This is a genomic window from Luteimonas qiangzhengi (genome assembly GCF_039548515.1).
Taxonomy (GTDB): domain Bacteria; phylum Pseudomonadota; class Gammaproteobacteria; order Xanthomonadales; family Xanthomonadaceae; genus Luteimonas.
This window is the reverse complement of the sequence record NZ_JBCLVE010000003.1, coordinates 22,092-39,229: the sequence shown is the minus strand read 5'-3', so window position 1 is coordinate 39,229 and position 17,138 is coordinate 22,092. Positions and strand designations below refer to the sequence as shown.

Annotated in this window: 15 protein-coding genes and 1 riboswitch; of the genes, 3 read left to right on the top strand and 12 right to left on the bottom strand. The window is 67.2% G+C overall.

Annotated elements, in window-relative coordinates; genetic code table 11:
• Positions 1 to 72 precede the first annotated feature (72 nt).
• Positions 73 to 1,044 (bottom strand): DUF1176 domain-containing protein, encoded by a 972-nt coding sequence (locus WCE59_RS02535; RefSeq protein ID WP_343257139.1) that lies wholly within the window; start codon positions 1,042 to 1,044, stop codon positions 73 to 75.
• 201 nt (positions 1,045 to 1,245) lie between these two features.
• Here WCE59_RS02535 and WCE59_RS02530 point away from each other — a divergent pair, with 201 nt between their 5' ends.
• Positions 1,246 to 2,631, top strand: a complete 1,386-nt coding sequence (locus tag WCE59_RS02530) for an amino acid permease (RefSeq protein WP_343257138.1) — start codon at positions 1,246 to 1,248, stop codon at positions 2,629 to 2,631.
• Positions 2,632 to 2,772: 141 nt separating this feature from the next.
• On the opposite strand, the gene WCE59_RS02525 is transcribed toward WCE59_RS02530, so the two are convergent.
• On the bottom strand, positions 2,773 to 4,707 hold the full coding sequence (locus tag WCE59_RS02525; RefSeq protein ID WP_343257137.1) for an esterase/lipase family protein: 1,935 nt from the start codon (positions 4,705 to 4,707) through the stop codon (positions 2,773 to 2,775).
• Positions 4,704 to 5,678: an Lnb N-terminal periplasmic domain-containing protein gene (locus WCE59_RS02520; protein WP_449284092.1), complete on the bottom strand. Its 975-nt coding sequence runs from the start codon at positions 5,676 to 5,678 to the stop codon at positions 4,704 to 4,706. Before WCE59_RS02520 ends, WCE59_RS02525 begins: the two co-directional genes overlap by 4 nt.
• A gap of 281 nt (positions 5,679 to 5,959) precedes the next feature.
• Here WCE59_RS02520 and WCE59_RS02515 point away from each other — a divergent pair, with 281 nt between their 5' ends.
• Positions 5,960 to 6,568: a hypothetical protein gene (locus tag WCE59_RS02515; RefSeq protein ID WP_343257135.1), complete on the top strand. Its 609-nt coding sequence runs from the start codon at positions 5,960 to 5,962 to the stop codon at positions 6,566 to 6,568.
• A gap of 50 nt (positions 6,569 to 6,618) precedes the next feature.
• Here WCE59_RS02515 and WCE59_RS02510 read toward each other — a convergent pair whose 3' ends face one another.
• The 4 genes from WCE59_RS02510 to WCE59_RS02495 are packed head-to-tail and all read right to left on the bottom strand — an operon-like array spanning position 6,619 to position 10,550.
• Entirely contained in the window at positions 6,619 to 7,038 is a 420-nt protein-coding gene (locus WCE59_RS02510) for a DUF2894 domain-containing protein (RefSeq protein WP_343257134.1), read from the bottom strand.
• Complete coding sequence (locus WCE59_RS02505; RefSeq protein ID WP_343257133.1) at positions 7,031 to 7,672, bottom strand: OmpA family protein; 642 nt, start codon at positions 7,670 to 7,672, stop codon at positions 7,031 to 7,033. Before WCE59_RS02505 ends, WCE59_RS02510 begins: the two co-directional genes overlap by 8 nt.
• Positions 7,669 to 9,849 carry a DUF802 domain-containing protein gene (locus WCE59_RS02500; protein WP_343257132.1) on the bottom strand — a complete coding sequence of 727 codons (2,181 nt, stop codon included), beginning with the start codon at positions 9,847 to 9,849 and terminating at the stop codon, positions 7,669 to 7,671. Before WCE59_RS02500 ends, WCE59_RS02505 begins: the two co-directional genes overlap by 4 nt.
• An 11-nt stretch (positions 9,850 to 9,860) precedes the next feature.
• Positions 9,861 to 10,550: a DUF3348 family protein gene (locus WCE59_RS02495; protein ID WP_343257131.1), complete on the bottom strand. Its 690-nt coding sequence runs from the start codon at positions 10,548 to 10,550 to the stop codon at positions 9,861 to 9,863.
• Between the two features lie 194 nt (positions 10,551 to 10,744).
• Here WCE59_RS02495 and WCE59_RS02490 point away from each other — a divergent pair, with 194 nt between their 5' ends.
• Positions 10,745 to 11,638: a fructose bisphosphate aldolase gene (locus WCE59_RS02490; protein ID WP_449284084.1), complete on the top strand. Its 894-nt coding sequence runs from the start codon at positions 10,745 to 10,747 to the stop codon at positions 11,636 to 11,638.
• A 73-nt stretch (positions 11,639 to 11,711) separates the two neighbouring features.
• On the opposite strand, the gene WCE59_RS02485 is transcribed toward WCE59_RS02490, so the two are convergent.
• The 5 genes from WCE59_RS02485 to WCE59_RS02465 form a co-directional block, all read right to left on the bottom strand.
• Entirely contained in the window at positions 11,712 to 12,095 is a 384-nt protein-coding gene (locus WCE59_RS02485) for an acyl-CoA thioesterase (protein WP_343257130.1), read from the bottom strand.
• On the bottom strand, positions 12,092 to 12,433 hold the full coding sequence (locus tag WCE59_RS02480; RefSeq protein WP_343257129.1) for a thioredoxin family protein: 342 nt from the start codon (positions 12,431 to 12,433) through the stop codon (positions 12,092 to 12,094). The genes WCE59_RS02485 and WCE59_RS02480 overlap by 4 nt, the downstream gene beginning before the upstream one ends.
• Positions 12,405 to 12,917, bottom strand: coding sequence for a flavodoxin (locus WCE59_RS02475; RefSeq protein ID WP_343257128.1), 513 nt, complete (start codon positions 12,915 to 12,917; stop codon positions 12,405 to 12,407). Before WCE59_RS02475 ends, WCE59_RS02480 begins: the two co-directional genes overlap by 29 nt.
• 153 nt (positions 12,918 to 13,070) lie before the next feature.
• Positions 13,071 to 14,132: a ribonucleotide-diphosphate reductase subunit beta gene (locus WCE59_RS02470; protein ID WP_343257127.1), complete on the bottom strand. Its 1,062-nt coding sequence runs from the start codon at positions 14,130 to 14,132 to the stop codon at positions 13,071 to 13,073.
• Between the two features lie 123 nt (positions 14,133 to 14,255).
• Positions 14,256 to 16,640 (bottom strand): ribonucleoside-diphosphate reductase subunit alpha, encoded by a 2,385-nt coding sequence (locus WCE59_RS02465; protein WP_343257126.1) that lies wholly within the window; start codon positions 16,638 to 16,640, stop codon positions 14,256 to 14,258.
• A gap of 238 nt (positions 16,641 to 16,878) precedes the next feature.
• A riboswitch (cobalamin riboswitch) is annotated at positions 16,879 to 17,125 on the bottom strand.
• Positions 17,126 to 17,138: the final 13 nt, after the last annotated feature.

Below are 17,138 nucleotides of genomic sequence, written 5' to 3'. Positions count from 1 at the left end.
TGCGGCGTCTTCCGCTGGATTGAGTTTGCCCGCGAAAGCATGCGGGATGCCTGGTGGTCGGGATTTGCCTGGTCAGGGCGTGGCCGGATGCAGATCAGTGACCAGGGTGGGCAGGCGCCAGGCACCACCGGGGGCCATGAGCCGACACATCCCGGTGGTTGACTGGGCCACGGCCACGAACCCGCTGCCGTCCCAGGCCCAGGCCTCGGATGACCAGCAGTCCCCGAGGCCGCGCCCCTTGTGGCTGGCATGGACCACGCCATCCGCGTGATCGCTACCCGAATCGGTGACCAGCTGCGCCGCGTAGGGCGCGCTGTCGCTGACCACCCAGTAGCCGTAACCCTCGTTGTACGCTGCGCGCCAGCACAGGCCCGATGCCAGCAGGTGGGTGTCGTCCAGGCGTTCGATCATGATCGGCGTGTCGAGGGCTTCCTCGTCGTTGATGCGGTCGCAGTGCTCACCCCTGGTGCGGGCCAGCGCAGTGCGCAAGGCCGGATCCTCACCCACGGCCGCGTCCCCGGGCCGCGGCGCCGGCAGTGCCGGGATCCGCACGATCGGGATCGGATGTGCCGCCGGAACTTCGTCTTCATTGCGATCGCCGCGCCGCACCAGTGCGCCCGGCGTGCCAAGCCGTCCCTGTACCTCATCCATCTTCAGCAGCACCGCCGTCGCGCCGGCATCCGATACCGGCATGCGGAGCCCCAGCGCCACGTCGATGGCGACGATCTCGGTGTCCCGCAGCAGAGCACGCAGCAGCGCCAGGACCTGGTCGCCGGTGAGTTCGGCGTCGTCCTGTTGGCCCACCACCACTTCGCCCAGATCGGTGCCATCGATGGTCAGCCGCAACTGCGCCGGGACTTCCTCCAGGTCATAGTGTTTTGGCATCAGCCGGCCGCTTACTGCGGCCTGCGGACCTGCCGGGCGCGTGAGCAGCAGCGCGGCGCCATATGCGTCGCTATCTTTCGGATACCCCACCGCACGGCAGGTGCCGGTGTTGTCGCACGCCAGCTCCCAATCGTGGTGGGAGAACTGAAGTCCCGGCACGGCCGTCCCGGCGCAAACGGATGTGGGGAAAATGGCAGCTGCGGTTGCAGCCGCAGCGAAGCCTCGAATGATCCTGCGCAGCATGCTCATCCAGCTCTCGTCCTGTGAACCGACCCGCGGTCGAGTATAGGTGGAAGGGCCCGGGTGCCGGCGCACGCGTTGGCGTATCCTTCGATCCTTTCCGGGCACGCCACAGGCAGCATGAACGAGGCAGCAGAAGACAACACCCTCTCGCGCGGGCTGAAGAACCGGCACATCCAGCTCATCGCCCTGGGCGGCGCGATCGGTACCGGCCTGTTTTTGGGCACCTCGACCGCGATCAGCCTGGCCGGGCCGTCGATGCTGCTGGGCTACGCGGTGGCCGGCATCGTCGCCTTCCTGATCATGCGCCAGCTGGGCGAGATGGTGGTCGAGGAGCCGGTGGCCGGCTCGTTCAGCCACTTCGCCAACCGTTACTGGAGCGAGTTCGCCGGCTTCCTGTCGGGTTGGAACTACTGGGCGCTGTACGTGCTGGTAAGCATGGCCGAGCTGACCGCGATCGGCATCTACGTGCAGTACTGGTGGCCGGAGATCCCGGTGTGGGCATCTGCGCTGGCGTTCTTCGTGTTCGTCAACGGTATCAACCTGCTGCACGTGCGCCTGTTCGGGGAGATGGAATTCTGGCTGTCGATCATCAAGGTCGCGGCGATCGTCGCCATGATCGGCTTTGGCGCGTGGCTGCTGGCCAGCGGCAGCGGCGGGCCGGAAGCGTCGATCAGCAACCTGTGGGACCGGGGCGGATTCTTCCCCAACGGGGTGAGCGGGCTGCTGATGGCGATGGCGGTGATCATGTTCTCCTTCGGCGGGCTGGAGTTGGTGGGGATTACCGCGGCCGAGGCCGACAACCCGGGCAAGACCATCCCCAAGGCCACCAACCAGATCATCTACCGCATCCTGATCTTCTACATCGGCGCGCTGGGCGTGCTGCTGGCGCTGTACCCGTGGGATCTGGTGGAAGAGGGCAGCAGCCCGTTCGTGATGATTTTCCATTCGCTGGACGCGACCGCGGTGGCGACGGTGCTCAACGTGGTGGTGCTGACCGCTGCGCTGTCGGTCTACAACAGCTGCGTGTACTGCAACAGCCGGATGCTCTACGGCCTGGCCCTGCAGGGCAACGCACCCAAGGCGCTGGGGCGGGTGAACAGGCGCGGGGTGCCGGTGGCGGCGCTGGCGGTGTCGGCAGCGGCGACCGCGGCGGTGGTGCTGATCAACTTCTTCATGCCTGAAGGCGCGTTCGGCATGCTGATGCTGCTGGTGGTGGCGGCGCTGGTGATCAACTGGGCGATGATTTCCATCACCCACCTGATGTTCCGCCGCCGGATGCTGGCCGAGGGCCGCACCCCGGCGTTCCGCAGCCCCGGCGCGCCGGTGACCAACGTGCTGTGCCTGGTGTTCCTGACCGGGATCCTGGCGGTGATGTGGTTCACCCCGGGAATCCGCACGGCGACCCTGCTGATCCCGGTGTGGCTGCTGGTGCTGACCGCGATGTACTGGCTGCGCAAGCGCCAGAGCGGTGGCACCGCAGCGGCGCCGCAGGCGGAAGGCTGACGACAACATAACGGGACCGACATCACGCTGTAACGCAGGGTCCGGAGAATGGCACCTGCAGCGCCGATGTCCTCTCTCCCATCTGTCTGCACGGAATGCCCGGACCTCCCCTCCGGGCATTCTTATTTCCGGGCTTCCGGTTCAGCGGCGCTGCCGCTGGTCCAGATCCAGCTGCAGGATGCGCCTGATTTCCAGGATCGCCAGCGCGGTCTGCTGCACGCTGTGCCCGGAGGTGATGACTTCCTCCGACAGCGCTTCCGGCAGGTGCGCGCTGCGGTAGGGCACCAGGCCGTCGTCGGACTGCTCCAGCGGCACCGTGGGATCGGTGCGGGCGATGATCGAGTGGTAGGGCAGCGTGGGGGAGATCGACAGGTCTGCGGCGGCGCGTACGAACGGGTCGTTGCGATCGAGGTTGTCGATACTGGTGGACAGGCGCCCTGGGTCGTCTGCGGAGCCGTCGGCGGCGTGGGCACTCGACACCTGCAGGGCATCGCCCAGCTCTTCGACCAGGGTCAGCGGAAGGCGTACCAGGCGTGAAATCCAGCGACCCAAGGTGTTGCCGGCCACGTCGGTGCCCCGGTGTGGCGTGGCGATGAAGACCGCGCGCGAGATGCCGGGGAAGGGTTCGAACCGGAGCATCGGATCGAGCCGTGGCCGGATGCGCTCCAGGCGCGCCGGGTCGATGTCGCGTCCGGTCTGGAACCATTCCCACAGCTGGGTGTCGGCGCTGGAAACCAGCAGCCGGGAAATCAGCCCGCCCATGCTGTGGCCGATCAGTACGACGTCCTGCGACGCGGCTGCGGTGCGGCCCGGATCGAAATGTTCCAGCGCGTCGGCCAGCAGGCCGCGGATGGCGGCGTGGTTGAGCACCACGGGCACGTTGGTGGGGTAGTAGATCTGCCAGATCTGGAAGTTCTGCCGCAGCTCCTCGTCGCCCTGGATCTCGTTGGCCAGGTTGACCCACGCCTCCGGGCTGCTGGCCAGGCCGTGCAGCATCAGGATGATGCGCCGGTCCGGATCGTAGGGCTGCATCAGGTACAGGTGCGGGCGGCTGATGCCGTCCTCGCGGCCGAACAGCGTGCGCAGCGATTCCAGGTTGAAGCCCGAGCGGGCCAGCCACAAACCGTAGCCGGCAGTGAAGTTGGCCGCCAGCGGTACCCGCTGACCGTTCACCACGATGCTGTCGCTGGCGTACGGATCGTGCACTTCAACCCGCACCTCGTCTGCCGCCAGCACCGTGGCCAGGTCCGCGTTGTCGAAGCGGAACAGCACGGTGATGCCCGGCGAGGGCATTTCGCTCCACGCGGGCGGATCCGGACTGCGTCCGGGAGTCGTCGTCGACGCGCTGTCCATGACCGCCACCAGCTCGGCGCCGAAGCCGTCGCGGCGCCAGATGCTGCGCAGGCCGGTGAAGCCCAGCGACGCTGCCGGCAGCAGTTCCCGCGGCGGGCCGTCACTTTGCGGCAGGCGCACGCTGGTCAGGTCAAGATGGAACGTCCAGCCGGCGCGCTGCATGTCGCTGTCATGCGACAGGCCTGCATCCGCATCGGCCGCCTGCTGGACCATGTTTTCCTCGAACAGCAGGGTGGAAGCCTCCTGGACGGCGTAGTTGTACCAGTCGCGCACCTGGGTCTGGCGGTCCTCGAACGCCCGCTCGCCCGGCGCGCGACCGGTGAAAAACAGGTAGGCGTAGGCGTGGCGGACGGCCTCCATCCAGGCCTGCAGGCGCGTATCCGGAACGCCCTCCTCCAGTGAGATCGCGTGCTGCAGCCACAGCTCGGCCAGGGTCGACAGCTGGCGCTCGTCACCCAGGCCGGTGGCGTTGGACATCGCGTCGATGCACCCGGCCGATGGGGCGGTGCAGTCGCTCTGGTCCAGGCCGGTCACCCGGATCGTCTGCGCGGTGGACGAACTGAGCTGGCCACTGGTGAGGATGTCACCGCGCTGCAGGGCGATGTACTCGCCGGGCGTCATCGCTTCCAGCGCCACGGCCGGCTGGAACTCGCGCAGGATCGCGCAGCTGCTCAGCGCGGAGACAAGCAGGCTTGCGGCGAGCACACGTTGCAGGAGGGTCATGGGCGCGCGGGTTCCTTGATGCCGGGCACGCCGGCGCGGATGGCTTCGGGGAAGTCTTCGGGTGGGCCGGTGAAGGCCCTGGCACGGTCGCTGATGCGGCCGGCGGCCTGCAGCTGGGCGTAGTCGTGGCCAGGCACCAGTGCGCCGACATCATGGACGTATTCGGCGAAATAGCCCGACAGCAGCAGCCGGTAGTCCAGTGGCAGCGCGGGGGCAATGCCGCGCGCCAGCTGGTAGATGATGGTGGTGCAGTTGCTGGTCAGGGTGTTGTAGAAGCGCGGTGCGCGGCGGATGGATTCCGCCTCGTCCAGATAGCCCAGGAACAGTCGGTGCAGCGCGTCGCGCTCGACATCCAGCCGGTACAGGTACACGTCCTCGCCGCGGGCATTGGTGCGGGTGCGCACGATGTCGTTCTCATCGGCGGCCACCAGCACGGTCTCGAACTGGCGGAAGAACCCGCCGATGGCGGAGAACGCTTCGTGCTGCTCCTTGCGGATCTCCAGCGAGAACACCAGCTGGCGGCCATCGTCGAATCCGAACGACACCAGCGTATGGGCGATATGCGGGCCCATCCAGTACGACAGGATCAGATCGGCCGTGGCCAGCTGGTCCAGGTTGTATTCGCGGGTTTCCCAGCGGGCGCTGTAATCGGTTTCCGTACGCCAGTCGAAATTGCGCACGTTGCGCAGCACCACGCGGCTGCCCTCCACTTCCGATTCAAGCAGGCGGGCGACATCGTCGGCCCATACCCGCTCATGGGAAGGCTGCAGCGTGGTCCACCAGGCCAGCAGCAGCGCCAGGCCGGCCGCCGCCAGCAGGTGAGCAGCACGGCGCCCGCGCGGCAGCCATGGTGCTGCCAGTGCCAGCACAGTGAGCGCGCACCACGCCCCAAGAACCAGCCGCGGCACCGGGCCGGGCGCCTGGAACCACAGCGCCAGCGCGCCCCAGGCGCCGATCAGCAGTATTCCCAGGCGGGAGGCCGCGCGCCATGTCACGCGCCAGCATCGTGGCATCCGGGCAGTCATCAATGGGGGTGGTCCCTGTGGAGGAGCGGTTCGCAAGGGATTCTAGCGGTCGGCCTTTCCTGCTGGACCATCCCACCATCAACGCTCGCAAGGCCACGTGCAGCCTGCTATTACATGTGATGGATTGATGGGATGGGGATGACACTCGAATGATTGGATGGCGAGCAGCATTCGTTCCTGCCTTGATGCTGGCAGCGCTCACAGGCGGTTGCGCCAGATTTGAGCGCATGCCTGAGACTGCAGCATCCGCACCCTGTGACAGGGCAGAGGCGGTGTTCGCGGATCTCCAGGCGCTGCCCCTGTCGACAAGCGAAGCGCTGCAGGGCATCTCCATACCGGATGGTCGCGGAACCTTCAGTCCAACGATCTCGCACCGGGTGGACGGTCCATGCGCAGAGCGGATCGCACGCTTCGTCATGGAGCTGGTGTATGTCCAGCCGTCTACGGTGGGAAAAATCACGGCCGAGGGCCGGATCGTGCCGGTAGACCTTCCGTTCCGCATGCATACGCTCGAACCCACGGACCCGCATCCCGAGTTGGCAGGCGGCCGGTTCCTGATGGCCGAACGGATCGGCGGACGCCGTGTCGAGGGCCAGGTGACAGAGACGTTGATCGGGCTGTGGGCTACATCGGAGGGAGCAGTCCTGGGCAGCTTTACCCGTTTGCCCGATGGCACGTTCAGTCCGGTGGTGGAAGAAATGAGGACCGATTTTGCGGTGCAGGGGATTTCATATTTTCCCTCACTCCACGGTGGGGTCGGCCGGTTGGGACTCGTCTCGCAAACCGGGGGAGGTGTCCGGTTGGTGGCGTTCACGTGGTTTCACCCCGGGCTGTGACCAGCCACATCAAGGTGTGGAGACACCACCTGCTTCCAGACTGGCTGCCTTCAAGCGCGACTCCCTTTGCGCTTACGGGTAGGGGGCTTGGCGGCGTGCCTGGCAGGCTTGTCGCCTGCCGGAGTCAGGCCACCGGAGGCCTGCAGCCGGTCCAACCAGGCCAGGGCGTCCAGCCAGGTCATGAAGTGCTGCAGGTAGCCGGGTGAGCTGTCGTGCATGGCGGCCAGGGCACGGTGGGCGAGGCTGGCGGAGTTGAGTGGGCCGGCGTCGGCGGGCGGTGGCTGCATCGACGCGCGCAGCTGGGCCTGCTGGCGCTGGGTGGCCCACAGGCGGCGGAAATCCTCGACGGCGGGGAGCGCCGGATACTCGCCCACCGGTAGCCCCAGCGCGGCAAGGGCGTCGTTGCGCTGGCGGGCGTGTTCGCCCATCTGTGCGACCAGGCCGGTGAGGGAGCTGCCCTGCTCAGCCATTGGCGGGGGCCGGGCCCTGGCGCGGCACCGGGGCAATTTCCACCCGGCGGTTGCGTGCGCGGCCATCGGCGTCGTCGTTGGAGGCCACCGGGTGGCGGTCGCCAAAGGCGGCGGCGAAGACCGATGACGCCAGCACGCCGCGATCCACCAGCGCCCGGGTCACGGTGAGCGCGCGCTGGGCCGAGAGGTCCCAGTTGTCGTCAAAGCGCAGGTTGGTGGCGTGCACCGGGCGGTCATCGGTGAAGCCGCTGACCATCAGGATCTCCTCGCGCCCGGCCAGGTACTCGCCCAGCGGGCCGGCCAGGTCGTCGAGCAGGTCGGCGCCTTCGCCCTGCAGCTGGTCGGAGTTGTGGGCGAACAGCAGGCTGCCGCTGATGCCGATGCGCCCGTCGGCCAGGGTGATGCGGCCGGCAGCCAGCGGCGCGGCCAGCGCCTGCTCCAGGGTCTGGCGGCGCTGCTGTTCGACCTCGCGCTGGGCCACTTCCTCCTGCAGCTGGATTTCCAGATGCAGCTGCACCCCGATCACGCCGACCAGGATCAGTACGAATGCCCCCAGCAGCACCGCCATCAGGTCGCCGAAGGCGGCCCAGATCGGCGTGGCGGAATCGTCGCCGCCCTGCAGCGCGCCGCTCATGCGCGGTCGGCTCCGGTGGATTCCACAGGCGCGGGCCTTTCGTCCTGCGCAGCCAGCTGCTGCAGATTCTCGATGATCTGGCGCTGGCTGAGCACGCTCAGATCCACCACCTCGCGGGCCTGGGCCACGTAGTAAGCCAGCTGTTCGTCGCTGCGTTCCAGCGAGCGTTCCAGCGCGCCTTCGATGGCCTGCAGGCGTTCGACCAGTCCGGTGCTGCTGTCGGAGAACGCCTGCACGGCGTCGCCGAGTGACGTGCCAAGCCCGGCCACCTGCTCCACGCCCTCGGCCAGCCGGGTGGAGGCTTCCTCGAGCCGGTTCTCGCCAGCCTCAATCTGGTCGCCGAATCGGCTGCCAACCCGTTCCAGCAGGTCGGAAGAAGTGGTGACCAGGGCGTCGATGGCCGCGCGCTGTTCGCCGGAAGCGCTGTTGACCGCCGTGAGCAGGGTGTCGAGCGTTTCCAGCATGCGGGTGCGCTCCTCCAGCATGGCGGCATCGCGCTCCATGCTGTCGGACAGGGTCTGGCGCAGCTCGGCAATGGTTTCGGCGGCGGCGCGTGGGCCTTCGGCGGCGGCTTCCATCAGGCGCGAGATCTCGGCCACGGTGTCGCTGGCGTGGGTGCGGTTCTGCTCGGTGAGTGCCGTCCACTGGCCGCGCAGCTCTTCACTGATGCCGGCCCACTGCGCCCCGAGCTGCTCGCTGATGCCGGCCAGGCTGTCGCGCCAGGCGGCCAGACGTTCCTCGTCGCGCTCGGCCAGGGTCTGCTGCAGTCTTTCGTGCGTTTCGCCGACGCCGGCAAGCAGTGCGCCGGCCTGGCTGGTGAAACCTTCCACGGTGCTGTCCAGCGCCTGTTGCTGGCGGGTCATCAGCGCCTCATGGCCTGCCTGCTGCGTGGCGAGCGCCTGCTCCCAACCGGCGGCGGTGCCGTCGCTGATCGCCTGCATGCGCTGGCCGATACGCTCCAGCAGCGTCTCGGCGCGCTGGCTGTAGCCGGTTTCAAAGGCCTGCAGCGCCTCGCGCAGAGCCGCCGCCTGGGCCTGGCTGGCATCGGCCTGTCCGCTGAGGGCCTGTTGCCAGCTTGCGGTGATGCGGGCGGTGCTGTCGGCGAGCTCGGCGCTGACTGCAGCAAGGTGCTCACGGGCGCTGGCGGCGGTCTGCTCCTGCATGGCGGCGGCCTGGCGGGTGATGCCGGCCGCTTCGGCGGAGACGGCCTCCAGGTGGGTCCGGGCGCTGGCGGTGACCTGTTCGTGCACGGTGCCGGCCTGGCGGGAAAGCTCCGCCATCGCCGATTCCATCACCGGTACCAGCGCCTGCCCGGCCAGCCGAGCGCCTTCGGCGGCATTGTCTTTGAGGGACTGGCCGACCGAGCCGGCCAGCTGTTCGTAGGCGCTGCGGGTGCTCGCGTGGAAGGCTTCCTGCTGCCGGGCCTGTTGCTCGTGCGCGGCCTGCGACTGCTGTTCCAGCGCGGCCATCATCGATTCCAGCCGCTCCACCAGCGCGGGCATGGTGGCCGTCTGGGCCTGCAGCAGTTCCAGCGCCTGTCCGCGCTGGTGGGCGCTGGCGTGGGCGCTGGAATGGGTGCGCAGGGTGGTGGCGATGTGGGCATCCAGCCGTTCGACCACCTGGATGCGCTCACGCCGCACCAGTGCCGACATCAGGCCCAGCGCAGCGGAACTGGCCACACCGGCAATCGAGGCGCCAAACGCCACCCCCAGGCCGCTGACCGGCGCGGCCAGCGAATCGCGCACCGCCTGCAGGTCGGTGGCGGTCTGCAGCGCCATGCCGGTGCCGCGTAGGGTCAGCACCATGCCCAGCAGGGTGCCGAGCATGCCCAGCAGCACCAGCATGCCGACCAGGTAGGGCGTGAGCGCGGGGATGGGCAGGCCGCTGCCCCCGCCTTCAATCCGCAGCTGCACCGGGCTGCGCAGGGACGGATGCAGGCCCTGCAGCCACGATTCGAGCAGAGGCGTTTCTCCGTCGAGCGCACCGAGTGCACTGTCCAGCGTGGCGGTGGCCTGGTGGTAGCGATACAGCTCCAGCGCGCCGACCAGATACAGCGCCGCGATCAGCAGGGTCACCAGTAGGGCCGGCAGGTTGCTGCCCAGATAGCCCAGCCCGACCCAGGCCACTGCGGCCAGGCCGAGCACGAATACGGAAACGCCCAGGTGTTTGGTGTTCATGTTGTCCTTGATCAGGCGCTGCGAAGGGCCGCGAGCAGGCCTTCGACGGGTTGGAAGCGCAGGTCCAGCTCGGCCAGCAGCAGGTCGCGCAGTTCGTGGCGGAAGGCCGTCACCCAGGCGGGTGGTTCGGCTTCGGAATCAGGTGCGGGCAGTGCGGCATCGGGGGCCGGGCCCGCCGCGGCATTTTTTTCCAGCAGTTCGAAGCGCGTGCCCAGCGCTGCCGTCACCGGCTGCAGCAGCGCATGCTCGCGCGGGCTCAGGGCGGCTTCCATGGCGGCGTCTACCTCGGCCAGGCGGGCCTGGGCGGGCGAGCCGGCGGCCAGCAGCTCGCGCAGATCACCGCGCAGGTAGCCGGTGGCGGTCTGCATCGCGCGCTGCATCGCCACGATGTGCTGCTGCCAGGGGGTGAAACCGGCGCTGGCGCGAGCGGGCGCCGGACCCTTGTTGATGGATTCTTCGAGCTCGGCCCGGATCCGCGCGCAGTCCTCCAGCAGGGTGTCCTGATCGGGCGTGGCGCCGGATTCCGCAGGCTGCACCTCGCCATCCAGCGCCCGCGACAGGGTGACCGCCCGCGTCCAGTCGATCCATTCACCCAGCTGGCGCGCGAGCGGCAGCGCCGGCGCCTTGGCCGGGGTGCCGGAAGCCTGGGCAAGCAGGCGGAGGAAGGTTGGCGCGCCGGGCGCGGAAACCGGGAGTTGCATCACATCAGCGGCCAAAAGATCGCCATTTTACCTGTCATGCATGAGCCGGGCCTATCTGGTGGCCGGTGGCATGGGTGCGAGGCGAAACGGCGTGGTTGCGGGACGGCGGCCGGCCGGGATTGTGGCGGCGGGGTATCATTGGTGGTTGCGGAGTGTGACCGCCTTCCCCCTCCACCAGACGACAGGATATCGACGTGGCAATCAATCAGCAGCAGCGTGACCGGATCGGTTCCGGCAAGGGTTTCATCGCGGCCCTCGACCAGAGCGGCGGCAGCACCCCCCGGGCGCTTGGCCTCTACGGCATCGAGCCGTCGGCCTGGTCCAGCGACGATGAAATGTTTGATCTGGTGCACCAGATGCGCACCCGCATCGTCGCCAGCCCGGCCTTCAACGCCGACCGCGTGGTGGGTGCGATCCTGTTCGAGCGCACCCTGGATGACAGCTTCGAGGGCCAGGACGCCGCCACCTACCTGTGGCAGGTCAAGGGCGTGGTGCCGTTCCTGAAGATCGACAAGGGCCTGGAAGACGAGGCCAACGGCGTGCAGCTGTTGAAGCCGATCCCGGGGCTGGAAGAGCTGCTGGCCAAGGCCAAGGCCAAGGGCGTGTTCGGCACCAAGGAGCGCTCGGTGATCAAGTCCAACAACGCCGAAGGCATCGCCGCGGTGCTGGACCAGCAGTTCGACCTGGGCCAGCAGGTGCTGGACGCCGGCCTGGTGCCGATTCTTGAGCCGGAAGTGGATATCAAGGCCGCCGACAAGGAAGCGATCGAAGTCGAGATGAAGAAGGGCATCCTCGAGCGCCTGTCGCGCTACAGCGCCGACAACCCGGTGATCTTCAAGCTGACCCTGCCGAGCGTGGACGGCTTCTTCCAGGAGATCGTTGATCACCCGGCGGTGCTGAAGGTGGTGGCGCTTTCGGGCGGCTACAGCCGCGCCGACGCCAACGACAAGCTGGCGAAGAACCCGGGCGTGATCGCGAGCTTCAGCCGCGCCCTGACCGAAGGCCTGACCGCCCAGCACAGCGACGACGAGTTCAACCGCGCGCTGGACGAGTCGATCGAGTCGATCTACCGCGCCTCGATCGCCTGATTCATACGCTTTACCTGTACCCCAGAAGGCCGGCGCCAGAAACGCCGGCCTTTTTCGTGCGCGTGGCGCGCGTTTACGCGATTGGGGTGGGCTGTCCGGATTCGTCGAGGGCGATCATCACGAAGCGGCCGCGGGTACAGACTTCGCGCTTGCCGCTCAGCAGGTCTTCGGCCACCAGCTCCACCTGTACCTGCATGGAGGTGCGCCCCACCTCCACCACCCGGGCGATGGTTTCCACCAGCTGGCCCTGGCGGATGGGCAGCTTGAAATCGACCTGGTCCGAGCGCGCGGTGACCACCGTGCGGCGGGCGTAGCGCGAGGCGGCGATGAAGGCGGCCTTGTCCATCCACGCCAGCGCCTGGCCGCCAAACAGCGTGCCCAGGTGGTTGGTGTGGTCGGGGAACACGATCTCCAGCAGGCGTGCTTCGGTGGGCATGGCGGCGTCGGGCGCGCTCATGCCGGCACCTGGTCGAAGTGGGCGCGGACCGCCCGGGTGATCTGCTGCGGTGACTGGAATCCCGGCAGGCGCGCGACTTCCGTGCCGTCGCAGAACAGCGACAGGGTGGGTGTCTGGCGCAGACCCAGGCTGCGGAAGAAGTCTTCGCCAACGGTTTCCAGCTTCACCTTCAGCAGCGCAAGGTCTTCGGCATCCGCGGTTGCCGCGAACTGTTGCAGCGACAGCTCCAGCATCCGGCAGCCGGGGCAATGGTCCTTGCTGTAAGCCACCAGCAGCCGCGGATGGGCGGCGAAAGCGGCGTGGTAATCGTCAGCCGATGTGGCGTGCAGGGTCTGCATGGAGCGTGGCCTTGTGGATGGTGGTGTGGGTGGCGCCGGGGTCGCCGGCAATCGCCAGCACGTGGTCGGTCCAGCGTTCGATCTTCAATGTATCGCGCTGGCCGTGTGGCATCTGTTCAATCTCAAGGCGCGGGTAGCCGGTGTCGAAAAATGCGGCCATGCGCCGTACCGCGCCGCAGTAGTACTCCTCGCCCCACTGGGTCTCGCCAGTGCCGAACACCGCCAGCTGCCGCGGCTTGCCGACCGCTTTCACCAGCTCGGCGATGAAGCGCTTCATTTCCGGCGGGGTGCGGCCGCCGTTGTCGCTCCAGGCGCCGAGCAGGTACAGGTCGTGGTGCGGGTCCGGGCCGGCGGCGGCCAGGCCCTGCATGTCGGTCTCGATCCAGGTCACCGCGTGGCCCAGCGCCTCGCAGCGCGCCTGCACCAGGCGGGCCAGATCGCGGGTGTTTCCGCTCAGGGAGGTGTAGGCAATCAGGATACGCATGGGATCACGTAGGTCGGGGCTACGCCCCCGACGATTGGGGTTCCGGGGTGTCGGGGTCGTAGCCCCGACCTACAGGTAGTGACAGGTCGTCCGGGTGGAATAGGTCGCCCGGGCGGCCACGGATCGGTCGGGTGGTGACCGGTCGTCCGTAGGTCACAGGTCGTCGAAGCCGTTATCGACGTTCGTCTTCTTGTAGCTGGCGTTGCGCATCTCGAAGAAGTCGGTCTTGGTTTCGGTGAAGTTGTCGGCGTACGCGCGAATCCAGGGCATCACGTTGTCGGTCGAGTCCGGGTACAGGCTCTCGATGCCCAGCATCCCGGCCATCTTGTTCGCGCGGTACTGCACGTAGCGGATCATCTCGTCCACGTTGATCCCGTCGATACCGTCCAGCACTTCGCCGGTCCACTGCATTTCCAGGTCTACCGCGTGGCGGAACGCGCCGTGTACGTAGTCGGTCAGTTCATCGGTCTGCAGCTCAGGGTTCTCGCCCACGATCGCGCGGATCACCTCGCTGATGAACTTGGTATGGGCCAACTCGTCGCGGTTGATGAAGCTGATGATCTTGCCGGTGCCGGCCATGCGGTTCTGGCGCACCAGGTTGTAGAAATAGGCGAAGCCGGAATAGAAGTTGATGCCTTCCAGAATCGACGACTGGATCAGCGAGCGCAGCAGGGTTTCGGCGGTCTTCTCGCGCATGAAGTCGTCGTACGAGCCCATGATCGGCGCGTTGCGCCTGATGATAGTGGGGTGGGTGCGGGCGATTTCGAAGATCCGCTTCTGGTTTTCCAGATCGGTGATCGAGGACAGCACGTAGCTGTAGCTCTCGTTGTGGATCACTTCCTGCTGGCCAATGATCGCCGCGTTGGCATGCGCCGCAGGATCGGTGATGTATTCGGCCACGTTGTAGATGAAGCGGGTCTGCGGAGAATCCAGCGTGGCCAGCAGCCCGATGATCGAGTCGTAGGCGTTTTTCTCGCGCGCCGACAGATCGCCGTACTCGCGCGCATCGGCCTTCATGTCGACCTCGTCCGGAATCCAGAAATTGGTCGAGAGCTCCTTGTAGGCGCGGTAGAACGACGGGTACGGGATGTCGTTCCAGTTGAGGATGCCGCTGGTGCGGCCGTTGATGATCCCGGTCGAACGGTTGGGATGGCGCGGCTCGAGGATGCGGATGCGCTCAAGCGGCGTGGAGGTGGTGGGTGCAGTTGCGGACATGGTGTTCGGTCTCTTGTAGGTCGGGGCTACGTCCCCGACACCTGGATATTCGGAAAATATGCGTCTGCCATGGATCACGCGGCTTCGCGCGCATGGCGCGCTCCTACAAATGCGATGTTGGCGTTACGTGCACCACTCGCATTCGGCGATATCGATATCGTTCGAGCGCACGTAATAGGTGGTCTTCAGCCCCTCACGCCAGGCGGTCATGTGCAGCTCCAGCAGGGTGCTGGCGCGGATGGTGCTGGGCACGTAGAAGTTGAAGCTCACCGACTGGTCGATGTGGCGCTGGCGGCGCGCGTTCTGGCGTACCGAGGCGAACTGGTCGAGCCGGTAGCCGCCCTTTTCGTAATACGGCCAGGTTTCCAGCGACAGTCCCGGCGCCACTACCGGCCGCCGGTAATCCTTCTTTTCCTCGTAGTAGAACGCGGAATAGATCGGGTCGATGGAGGCGGTGGAGCCGGCGATCTGGGCCGTGGACATGTTCGGTGCCACCGCCATCAGCCAGCCGTTGCGCAGGCCGTTCACCGCCACCTGCGCGGCCAGGTCCAGCCACTGCGGGCTGTTGTAGCCGCGGTCGCGGAAATAGACGCCGCTGTGCCAGTCGCTGCCGGGGAAGGTCGGGTAGGCACCCTTCTCCTTCGCCAGCTGCATGCTGGCCTGGATGGTGAGCCGGTTGATGCGCTCGTACAGGGTGTCGCTGAACTCCTCGGCCTCGGGTGTGTCCCAGTGGAGGCCCTTGAGCGCCAGCAGGTGGTGCCAGCCAAACGTGCCCAGGCCGATCGCCCGGTACTTGCGGTTGGTGATGGTGGCCTGCGGCACCGGCAGCTGATTGAGATCGATCACGTTGTCGAGCATGCGTACCTGGATCGGAATCAGCCGCTCCAGCACGTTGGTGATCAGATCACCTTGCCCGTCCTGCAGCACCAGCGCCCGGCCCAGGTTGATCGATGACAGGTTGCAGACCACGAAGTCGCCGGCCTGTCGGGTAGTCACGATCTGGTTGCCGGAGATGATTTCCTGCATGAGCGTGGTCGGGCTCATGTTCTGCAGGATCTCTGTGCACAGGTTGGACGAATACACCATGCCGGCATGCTTGTTCGGGTTCTTCCGGTTGACCTCGTCGCGGTAGAACATGAACGGGTTGCCGGTCTCCAGCTGGCTCAGCATGATCCGCTTGAAGATGTCGATGGCCTTCATCGTGCGCCGACTGATGCGCTCGTCGGCCACCACCTCGGCGTACCTGTCGCGGAACGATCCCTCGCCCTTCTTCTCGTCGAAGAAGTCCTGCAGGTACCAGCCCTTGATCCGATGCACCTCGTGCGGATCGAACAGGTACCAGTCGCCGCGCCGCTCCACCGCCTCCATGAACAGGTCCGGGATGCACACCGCGGTGAACACGTCGTGCGCGCGCAGGCGCTGGTCGCCGTTGTTGAGCCGCAGGTCCAGGAACGCCTCGATGTCGCGGTGCCACACGTCCAGGTACACCGCCACCGCACCTTTGCGCTGGCCGAGCTGGTCCACCGACACCGCGGTGTTGTTGAGCTGCTTGATCCACGGCACCACGCCGCCGGAGGAGTTCGGCACGCCGCGGATCGCCGAACCCGATGCACGCACGTAGCCCATGTAGGCGCCTACGCCGCCGCCGCCCTTGGACACGCGGGCAATGTCGGTGTTGGAGTCGTAGATGCCCTGCAGCGAGTCCTCCACCGTGTCGATGAAGCAGCTCGACAGCTGCCCGCCCACCTTGCCGGCGTTCTGCAGGGTGGGCGTGGCCACGGTCATGTACAGGTTCGACAGCGCCCAGTACGCCTCGCCCACCAGCTGCATGCGCCGTTCGCGCTGGGCCGGGGTGGGGCCGCCCTCGTCCTGCATCAGGTACAGGGCGATGGTCAGCCAGCGCTCCTGCGGCAGCTCGTACACGCTGCGGGCGGTGTCGGTGGCCAGATAGCGGGTGGCCAGCAGGTACAGGCCGTTGTAGGTGAACAGCAGGTCGCGGTCCGGATCGATCATGCGCCCGGCCTGCTCCAGCTCCTGCTTGGTGTAGGCGCGCAGGATGTCGTTGGAATAGATGTTGCGGTCCGCCAGGCTCTCCTGCAGGCCCACGTAGGAGCCGTACTTTTCGCCCACGTCGTAGAAGCGGTTGCGACCGGCGCGCTTGTACAGCCGGTGCAGGTACAGGCGCGCGGCGAAGAATTCCCACTCCGGCGCGGCCACGTCCACGCGGGCCTCGGCTTCCCGGATCAGGTGATCCACCAGGTCGTCGGCGTTGACCGACTGTTTGCGCTCGACGAAGCCGAACACGCTGGCCTTGTAGTCGGCGACGTCCAGCTGCGGGAAACCGGCGTGGACCCGGTCGATGGCGCGCTCCAGGCGGGCGCGATCGTAGGGCATGCGCCGGTTGCCGGCTTCCTTGGTGATCCAAGTGGTCGCTCCGGTGTCGGGAGCGTCGGCGGCCTGCGCGGGAATCTCCGGGCTGGCGGTGGCGGTGGAGCTGTCGATGGTCATGGCTGTCTCCCGGATCGGTTGCGCACATCCGCCTGTTCCCGACAGGCGGTGAAGGGCACGGGCGCGCGCCGACGCAGGCGTCGTCGCGGCCTTGCCCCCTCGGGCAGGCGGTTTCGTCACAGGATGGGAAAGCGGCGTCGCATGGACGGCGACAGCCGGGGAATCAGGCGGTCGCGCATATCGCATGCTTCGCCAGCCATCTCCCCCCGGAGAATCCGCAGCCGGCACCGCGCGACGTGCTTGCGCGCGGCTGTCGGCAGGTCTTCGGACTCATGGGCACGGAGGCGCGTCGCCTCCACCTTGCCCGCCGCTTCCCAGGACCCGGGGTCCCAGTGCTGTGTGGCGGGGTCGTTCCCAATTACCGCTGCGGGGCAGCGCCGGAATGGCCGGTCCGGGTGGAATACGCTCCACATGGACAGGCGTCACCGGCTTCCCTTTTCATCCGGCGGATAGCCACCGCCGGAACCGACCGGCACAACATATCGTGGCCTGCGAATT